Genomic DNA, 8,778 nt, shown 5'->3' with positions numbered 1-8,778 from the left:
GAATGACGAGTATGCGAGTCAAATCAATATGTTGTGGTGTACCGATAGAGCGTAATGATGTACCGGTAGCCCCGTAACGGGTGCCGGTGAAATTTGGAACGATGTACCGATTTACCTGTAATAATCATTTAGTGAACTTGCAAAACAAAAAGCACTTTTTGAATGATATTTCTAGTGAAATGCAGCGGTCGTATTGAGTGTGCTTCTCTACTGAATCACAAACCGTTGAATGGCCTGTTCTCTTCCCATAGTCGGTAAAATATCAAGAAATTGTCTGATGCTGTGACAATGCTTCTGTGTAGCGAAGGACACACCACCATTCTAGTTACTAAAGTAATGGTGATGCTATACATACCTTTTGGGAGAGCATTACGTTCGCAACGTAGGGGTCGAGGGTTCGAATCCCTTCATCTCCACCACGGAAACTTCATCAGGGGGCGAAGCCAATGGCTTCACCCCCTGATTTGCGCTTTGTTCCTTACGAAGCCCCAAACCCGCATTGCTTCAGTGCTTTCGGGAGCGATCATCTGAAGGCGTTTGGAAGCTGCTCGGAAATTGCGGAGAATAATACGAATTCACCGTCGTGGCTATAATCATCCGGCGCACTGCCTCCTGTCAGCAAGCCGATAGCTTCTCCCCTGGTGTTAAACACTGGACCGCCGCTCATACCGTGTATGAACGGTCGATCAACACGAACTCGTCCCGCTTTTAGCGTTTCTGCTACCGCCGCCTCGATGCAGCGTATCGACGAATCTCCTCCCGCAAAGCCATAGGCCTTCACCGACTCCCCAATTTGTGGAAAATAATTACCATTAGTGAGGGCAAAAGCTTCATTTTTCATGAATGGTGGAGCTTTGATGGCTGCAACATCTAATGTTTTGTCAATGAGAAAATCGCTGAGCTCGGGTTCGTAGAGCACTTTTAAAGTCGGGAAGGAGCATCGTTCATCGCCAATTTTCTTGTACTCATGATGTATGTCGCATAAGCAATGAGCGCATGTAAAAAGATATCCCTTATCGGTTAAAAAGCTCGTCCCATTTTCGCAAAGCGGAATGGGATCTCCTTGATCGTTTTGGCGTGAATAACAAATTTCCGTTTGGCATACGGTGCGTTCTGGCGTGGATATAGGAACTTTTTCTCCAGTTACATCGTGGTACATGTTCCATAATTTTGCGAGTGGCTGCGAAGCTTTTTTGTTTGGGCCCGTGATCATCGTGTAGTATTCGAGTCGACCCCTGATATGCTTTTTCAGCAGCGTCTCGGAAATCAGGCCGGCCTCATTAAAAAGCTTTGATGAATAGGAATGATTGCGCTTAGCATATTCGGCTCCCGCATACTCGAAACCAACGAGAGCCCAATTGTTGAATAGGACTCGCAAAGATCGATATTCTTTCCTGGGAAAGTTGCACTTTTCGTTCACTATTATTCCGGTCACCTGCTGACGGGATGATTTTCTTGCAATATGAATCTTTGTTTCATTAATTTCAAATCTGTTCGAACCGATAATATTGCGAACTTCCGGGCTAACGGAATTGATTCCTAACTCGCTCTCGTTAAAGAGTTTGTTTATTGCGCTTCTGCTGGTAGATGAGAACGTAATATCGTCGGCATAACGTGTGTAAACGAGTTTGTTTTTGGCAGCATAACTAACAAGTTGCTTGTCGAGCCGGTAGCAAATCATATTGCTTAATATGGGAGATGTCGGAGCCCCTTGAGGTAGAGACCCTTTGTAGCATACTAGTTCTGTAAGCAGATTTGCTACATCTTCGGGAAAACTGAAAGGGTCTTTTCGGAATAACCCATGTATTCTATCCCCTGTGATGCTTGGAAAAAAATCCCTAAGATCCAAATTAACAACAGCGCTCTTTTTTACATGAGACATTGCATTTGAGGCTATGCTGCAAGAAGAGACAAAGCCGTGAACGCATTGTGGGGGTCGGTAGGCCTCGTTAAAAAGCTCCAATAGTTGTCGTTGCACTGCTTTGAGATATCCGACTGGAGCTTCGATGGTGCGTTTTTCACCAGAACGTTTTTTCCCGATCTCAAAGGTCTTGTAGCGTATGCCGTTTTTGGCATACGCGAGCATCGTGAGATCTTTGATCGGTCGCTCCAGATAGTATGCAAAATCCTCTTTTGATTCAATGTCTAAAAGTGCACCATGCTTATTGTCCACCACGATGGGACTCCTTCGGGTCAGAAGTTGCCGAATACTCCATTATGCAAACATCCATCCGTCAAACCGAATCTGAAACGAGGATCATAAAAACACGAATGCGAAACACATTCAAAAGTCGAGCCCCATCGTGGCTAATTCTATTGTAATGGAGCGATAATTTTTTGTCATTGAATCGACAATATTAGACATGACAGCCGAGAGACCCTGAGTCTACTTTCCCTACAGGTGCGGATATTTGAGAGAGGGATGGTCTACCTCTGGGAGGTATACGAAGCAACCGGGACACATCACCATTTTAGTTACTAAAACAATGGTGATGTTATACGTACCTTTCGGGAGAGCATCACGTTCGCAACGTGGGGGTCGTGGGTTCGAATCCCATCATCTCCACCACGGAAACTTACACGAACCCTCGTTTCGGCGGGGGTTCGTTCGTTCATTGAGGGTTATATATCTATTTTCCTAAACCCTCAATTGTGCTCTCAAACTCTCTTCTTCGTAAAAATTCTTGCTTGAACCAGATTTCGGACGCGCTTGCCGTCACGAGTTAAATTTCGGCCGTCGGGCACCCAATGCTCGCAGGCATGAGGCCCGGTGCCCTCTGCATAGTGCAGCTCGTTTTGGTTGGGAGAATGCAGCTTGTCGAAGAGACTACCTCCGGGCGGTTGACGATTGTCGTGTTCAACCCATCGGGCTCCTGCCAGTCAAGCGAGGTTGTAAGATTGCCTTGTGGGTTGGTATTCACGAGCGGGACGCGCCTTCCCCATATCGCTAGCCCGATGCCGAGGTTCGTGGTGATCGCGTCCTTCACGACACCTTCCCTTTGGTTGACGATGGCTATGGTTTTGCATGAGTGCATGATCGTACGCCTTTCCGAATTGAGTATTGTGCCGCGGCTGGGGTTATGCAAGGGTGGGCAGTTTTGCCGCCGATCCAGTCTGACGCTGGAACTGAATGAAAAGGCTTATAATTGCATTTGATTCGGTGCTTAATTAATAAATTCGAATACAGATGTATGGCCAGCGGCAAACCATTCCGTTAAACAACCTAGGACGGTGTTCGTAATGGCGAAAGAAAACCCCAAAATAAAAATGGGTGTATATAAGATCGATTACCTAAAAGTCAAAAAGCTCTTGGGAATCGATGAAGGCAATGCGATCGCCCCGGTAACGGCGGTCAAAGCCGTTATGGATGACCTCATTAAGCGCTTGGGCAGATACGCATACAGGAGAATAAGCGTCTCGGAGGTTGAAGGGATTGTGTTCAACACATACAAAGAGGCCGACATTGCTCCTTTCATTCAGGACATGCTGATTTCGGGAAGGTCGTTAGGGGATGACGCGTACGATGCAATCCTCTCTGAAGAGCTGCTTCAGAATCGAAGTACGTCTTTGATTCTTTTCAGCATCCAAGGGGAAGCCGTCTACCTGCTTGCGGGAGCTCGTGGTGCTGCATATGTCAAAGGATACGTTGTGAGCGACTTCGCAACCAATCTGCTCACGAAGATTTACGAAGAGAAATCGGAAGCTGTCTCCCAAAGCGGGAAGTCCCACTTGTTGGGCGACGTGACATCGACCAGGACAACTACGAAAAGCAAGCGCAGCTTCATTGATGGAAGCCAGATCGGCACGGTATTGAAGGACTGCGAAGTCCACTTGGAAAAGGAGCAGCAAGAAGCTCTCGGTTTCATGCCTGAGTTTCCCTATAAAGATAAAATCGCAAACGTCACTTCGGCTTCGTTTAAACTTAAGCAGTCGTTGACACTCGGGGAATTCAAAACCCTATTGCGCAGTATCGCCAAGCTAGACAGGCAAGACTCGAGGTTCATCGTAAACAACCTTGTTCCGGTGAAGAACTTTGGCATCCAAGAGAGAGACTTGGAGAACGCTTTGATCGGTGGGATTCTGACTGGCGATAGAGGATCTAGTGTCAAGATGGTGGGGGCCGGATCGGAATCGTACCCTTGGTCTGATTGGTACCGCATAATCTACAAAGGCGGAGGTGACATCAATCAGGCGTTCATGAAGTCTGACTCTCCAATTGAGTTTGAAGATGTTGTGCGAAAGTTGAAAAGCGAAGGCGATTTTGATGAGCGGCACTTAAAGCGCATCTTGTTGAAATCAAACCTCGTAACTACGCTTGAAGGTGGTGTTACTCATAAGGACGTCGTGATTGCCAGTGTGCAGGCCGTCACGGTTTTAGGCGATGTCGAATATTTTCTGTACGGCGGGCATTGGTACTGCATTCCTAGTTCACATGATAGTTTGCTGCAGAAGCGCTTTGGGATGCTGTACGAAAAGAGCGTAGCTAGGGCAAAGGCTCTTCGTGGGGGGTTTGGGTTGAGTTGCAAAGAGAACGTTGGCGTCGCGACAGAGGACGCATACAACGAAGCTTTGCGAGAGCGTAGGTGCATCGTCGTCGGGCACAAGGCATTGGTTTCGAATGTCGAGCTCGCTGATCTGCTGTTCAAATACGATGGCGTGGTCTACCTCGTTCACAACAAGCAGAAATTCGATGGACCAGGTGCGCGCGACGTGGTTGGACAGGCTCTATCGGCTGCCCGCCTTTGGCAGGATCGGCTTCATTCTGACCAAAAGAAGGCTTTTCTAGATGATTATTATGACCGCATTTCCGCATGCTATGAGCGGAGATCGAGATCGGTGCCGGTGTCGAAAGAGAGTTTTCGAGGCTTGTTTTCTGGCTCGCCGAAGCTTTGCATCGCCACCGGCTACATAAGCGGGTTGCGCGGAGACAGTGAATCGTCCTATGCAAAACTGATTTCGTGTGACGCCGAAAAGCAACTGAAAGACTTTGACATCGATTTTATGTTGCTCGATCTCGTCTAGTGTTGCTTGTCCTAAACCGCATTGCCCTGCGAGTGCGGCTCGCAGAGCTGCGCATGTTCGATACGGAGCTTGATTTTATATTGCCATCTTGATACTGCGCGGGTTCGAGATTGGCTATAAACCCATTCCGCTACATGGGCTTAATTGTGATCACCCCTATTCTCTCATTTCGCTCAATGGCGAACGTGAAAAGCGAAGGACGCACCACCATTTTAGATACTAAAAAAATTGTGATGGTATACGTACCTTTCGGGAGAGCATCACGTTCGCAACGTGGGGGTCGTGGGTTCGAATCCCATCATCTCCACCACGAAACCTGATCGGGGCGAGGCCATAGGCTACGCCCCGATTTTTGTATGTCGCCAAATAGTGGGTATAGGCGGGTTATAGGCTGTTAGGCTATCATATCGAGAACCGAGAATTTGAACAGGACGAAGTTGATAGAAGGCAGCAATGGGGCAGGATGCAATCGGTCCAGATGTGTTTATAATTTACTATCTTAACTATCCTAAAACAGTTGAGTTAAGTATGACGTTTGAGAATGTTGTTCATACCAGCAGCAATGTTGAACGCTATGCAGAGAGCAAGGACTCTTTATCGAGCTCCGTTTCTGGCTCTGCCAGAACGAACGTTGTTCCATTTATGAAAGCTGAGTTTGAATCGACAGTCGATTCCACATTAGATAATCTTGAGTCCCGTAGAGTTGCCGAAACCTATGAAATCAAGCACACCAAGTCAACTTATCTAAAGCAACTCCTTAATCATACTCGTAGGATAAAAAGGGTTTCGCGTATTGCCAACAGTGCGCCTGGTGACCTTTTGCGCATAGATGGCGTTTCTCTCTCGGTCGTTGACAACGAGCAGATTTTTCAGATGCAAGTATTAAGGCACGATGCTCTTAAAGGCATGCGAGTTCAGGGTCTTGATGTGAACAACATCGTTTCTTCGATGCTCGAAGATTACTCATATATACTTGCGACTGATTTTGAGCGCGAAAATTCGGATGGAACGAACGGCAAGGAGCGTCTTGCAATTAAGATTCCATCTGAGAGCGCTAACGAGTTTGAAAGTAAATATCGCATACATGATTTGCTTTTGGGTGAAGTCTCTCTAGTTGGCGTATACAAAGGCAAAGTTGACGGCCATATTTTGCAGCAGAATACATTTACCTCGCTGCAGACTGTCTCACTGGACCAAACCTCGAACACGACAACTCGCATCATTAAAAGCGCAGACTATAGTATCGCGTCTACCTCGTCACAACGAAGCGACTGCAAAGAGCCCGAAGTAGTCCATTATCTTGACCTGATTGCAATTCTCCAACCAGTCAGCTTTGATAAAACGAGCGATATTTCGCCAGAGTGCGAATCGGTCAAGAACGTACACAAAGGACTATTCGCTCGCATAAAAGAAAAGCTCTGCCATGCATAAGATGACCCTTCTAACATATGAGAGTGCTAAAGAATATCGTCGAGCGGCGTTAGGTTTTGAGAAAGATGGTTTCGAATATCTGTCGGTAGGTACCGATTTCGAAGAAGCGAGTCTCGAGCTTAGTCAGAATCGGAAAACCTATACAGATCTGACGAGCTGTTTTGCTTGGTCTTCCGCTAACGAGTTTTCGCAAATCGCATTAGAAAACATTTTTAATTGCTCCGGTAATAATGCTCTCTTCATTTCAAAAGCCAAATGGTCGAATTTCGCTCTCGAAACGTTTCCTCATTACTTTATTGAGTGTCGTCCTCTATGTCCAAAGGACGACATCGCAGGTTCTAAAGTCGGCATGAAAAGAAAGCCGCTCTACTTATATAAATGTCGAGCAGAGTACGATGCTCTCGTTAGTCGTTCCGAACGAGAGGAAGCGTTTCATTTTGCATCGTTTTCTTGGATGAGAGACAATGTACCTGATTTAATTGGATTGCTCTCAAATAGCGAAAACGAAGTAATGATCGATCTGACGGCTTTCGCTGCTTTCGATAGTTCGGGATTAATGCTTGCCTTTGAATCGCTCTGTTATTCAGTTCCGGGGAATCTTTTCTATATTGTCAACGAAAAGGCTGCGGATAAGCTTTTTGAGGTATTCCCGTCCGTTTTTGATTCCATTAAAGACGTGACGGGCCTGTACGAGGATCTGGTGTTTGAGGAATTTGAAACAAAAAGGGGCACCGCTAATGCAATTTGTAGTTTTGAAAAGAATGAGTTGGCGCTTTTTTCCGCCGCTTTCGATAAACGATTGACAGGACACTCGAAGTTTAAAGCCGAACTGAGCAAGCGTCTTGAATGGTTCAGGATCGCCAATAGCCTTGGCGATCAGCATATACTATCGCTCTTTCTATTTGGTGAAACTGGTGTCGGTAAAACCGAGGTTGCAAGATTGCTCAATGATCTTTTAGCAGAGGGTTCGCGTTTGGCGAAGATTAACTTCGAAAGCTATAGTTCACAAGATTCGCTGAATAGCCTAATAGGTAGTCCAGCGGGCTATATCGGTTGTGAGGGCGGTGAGTTAAACGACAAGCTTTCAAAGGCTCAAGCTCGAATCCTTCTGTGCGATGAATTCGAAAAGACCAGTCGCGATGTGCAGAACTTTTTCTTGGAGTTGCTTGAGGATGGCTTTTATACTGATCGTATGGGTCATGAGCACGATCTTGATGGGTATATCATAGTGTTTACTTCAAATATAAAAAGTGAAGAGGAGCTTAACGAGAAGATACCTCCAGAATTGAGAGCGAGAATTGATTTAATGTGCGAGTTCGTTAAACCTTCGATATCTGAGAAGGCTGAACATGTGCAGAAATTCGCAGAAAATAAAGCAGAGTCTTACCGACAAAAGCTCGGCCTTTCAGAAGCGTTGGACATTTCTGACATCAATTTCAGTTTGAAGGAGCTCGAGTGCTTGTCCTTGAGGGAAATCAACAAAGCTATTGTCGCTCAAATTGCCAACAGGGCCGCATCTGTTCTGGAAAAGCGGTGTTGAAGCTTAATATGGGACTAGACTGATTGACGGATCTGGTTCGTTTTCGCATTTTGTTGTTCTCGTCCAATAGATATCTTGGCAAGCGAAGGGCGCATCACCACTTTAGCTACTAAAGTAATTGTGATGGTTTACGTACCTTTTGGGAGAGCATCACGTTCGCAACGTGGGGGTCGTGGGTTCGAATCCCATCATCTCCACCACGGAATTTCGATCGGGCCGGAAGTTTCTTCCGGCCCGATTTTCATATGAAGAACCTTGTTGGCAGAACGGGTTTTTGCTAAACTGCATTCAGCTGGACTGGTCGAAAGGCCCGGGTCCACCCTGCGGCGGGGGAAGTCCCCCGCCATCTTTATGCCCTCAGGAGGTTCTCCACGTGTCGGAGTTGAGCATCTTCATAGATGAGTCTGGCGACTTCGGAAGCAACTCTGAGCATTATCTCCTCACCTTGGTGTTCCATGATCAGGCGAATCGCATAGACGAGGAGGTTGAAGCCCTCAAGCATAAGCTAGCCGAGGTAGGGCTTTCTTCCAGTCGAGCGATTCATGCGGGGCCGATCGTACGGAAAGAAGACGAGTACGCCAGGCTGCCCCTCTCCATAAGGAGGTCTGCTTTCGGCTGTCTTTACGCCTTCACGCGAAAAGCCAAGGTGACCTATTTCGGGTTATGTTTCAAAAAGTGTGTCCGATCCAATTATTCACTGCCTGTAATTCGTAGGCATGTGAAACTCCTCCCAGACGATGCCTGAGCCGTACCTGTCGGGTGTGCCCTCACCTTTGCCAGCATCT

At 46.8% G+C, this 8,778-nt stretch carries 5 protein-coding genes; 3 read left to right on the top strand and 2 right to left on the bottom strand.

Annotated features, from left to right (window positions below):
* Positions 1 to 523 precede the first annotated feature (523 nt).
* Together DMP08_RS12100 and DMP08_RS12820 are read right to left on the bottom strand one after the other, a co-directional pair.
* Complete coding sequence (locus DMP08_RS12100) at positions 524 to 2,176, bottom strand: reverse transcriptase domain-containing protein (RefSeq protein WP_123193131.1); 1,653 nt, start codon at positions 2,174 to 2,176, stop codon at positions 524 to 526.
* Positions 2,177 to 2,723: 547 nt separating this feature from the next.
* Entirely contained in the window at positions 2,724 to 3,035 is a 312-nt protein-coding gene (locus DMP08_RS12820) for a ParA family protein (protein ID WP_123193130.1), read from the bottom strand.
* Positions 3,036 to 3,240: 205 nt separating this feature from the next.
* Between DMP08_RS12820 and DMP08_RS12085 the strand changes: the two genes are divergently transcribed.
* The 3 genes from DMP08_RS12085 to DMP08_RS12075 all read left to right on the top strand — a co-directional run bounded on the left by DMP08_RS12085 (position 3,241) and on the right by DMP08_RS12075 (position 7,993).
* On the top strand, positions 3,241 to 5,022 hold the full coding sequence (locus DMP08_RS12085) for a DUF6119 family protein (protein WP_148042364.1): 1,782 nt from the start codon (positions 3,241 to 3,243) through the stop codon (positions 5,020 to 5,022).
* A 453-nt stretch (positions 5,023 to 5,475) separates the two neighbouring features.
* Positions 5,476 to 6,453 (top strand): hypothetical protein, encoded by a 978-nt coding sequence (locus tag DMP08_RS12080; protein WP_148042363.1) that lies wholly within the window; start codon positions 5,476 to 5,478, stop codon positions 6,451 to 6,453.
* Entirely contained in the window at positions 6,446 to 7,993 is a 1,548-nt protein-coding gene (locus DMP08_RS12075; protein WP_123193127.1) for an AAA family ATPase, read from the top strand. The genes DMP08_RS12080 and DMP08_RS12075 overlap by 8 nt, the downstream gene beginning before the upstream one ends.
* The last annotated feature ends 785 nt before the right edge of the window (positions 7,994 to 8,778 follow it).

The organism is Paraeggerthella hongkongensis (genome assembly GCF_003726035.1).
GTDB classification, from domain to species: domain Bacteria; phylum Actinomycetota; class Coriobacteriia; order Coriobacteriales; family Eggerthellaceae; genus Paraeggerthella; species Paraeggerthella hongkongensis.
This window is presented reverse-complemented; position numbering and strand designations above follow the sequence as displayed.

What these genes read in the sequence shown, in the direction of transcription:
- DMP08_RS12820 (WP_123193130.1), bottom strand. Translation starts at nt 3,035, where the DNA reads ATGCACTCATGCAAAACCATAGCCATCGTCAACCAAAGGGAAGGTGTC.
- DMP08_RS12085 (WP_148042364.1), top strand. Translation starts at nt 3,241, where the DNA reads ATGGCGAAAGAAAACCCCAAAATAAAAATGGGTGTATATAAGATCGAT.
- DMP08_RS12080 (WP_148042363.1), top strand. Translation starts at nt 5,476, where the DNA reads ATGGGGCAGGATGCAATCGGTCCAGATGTGTTTATAATTTACTATCTT.
- DMP08_RS12075 (WP_123193127.1), top strand. Translation starts at nt 6,446, where the DNA reads ATGCATAAGATGACCCTTCTAACATATGAGAGTGCTAAAGAATATCGT.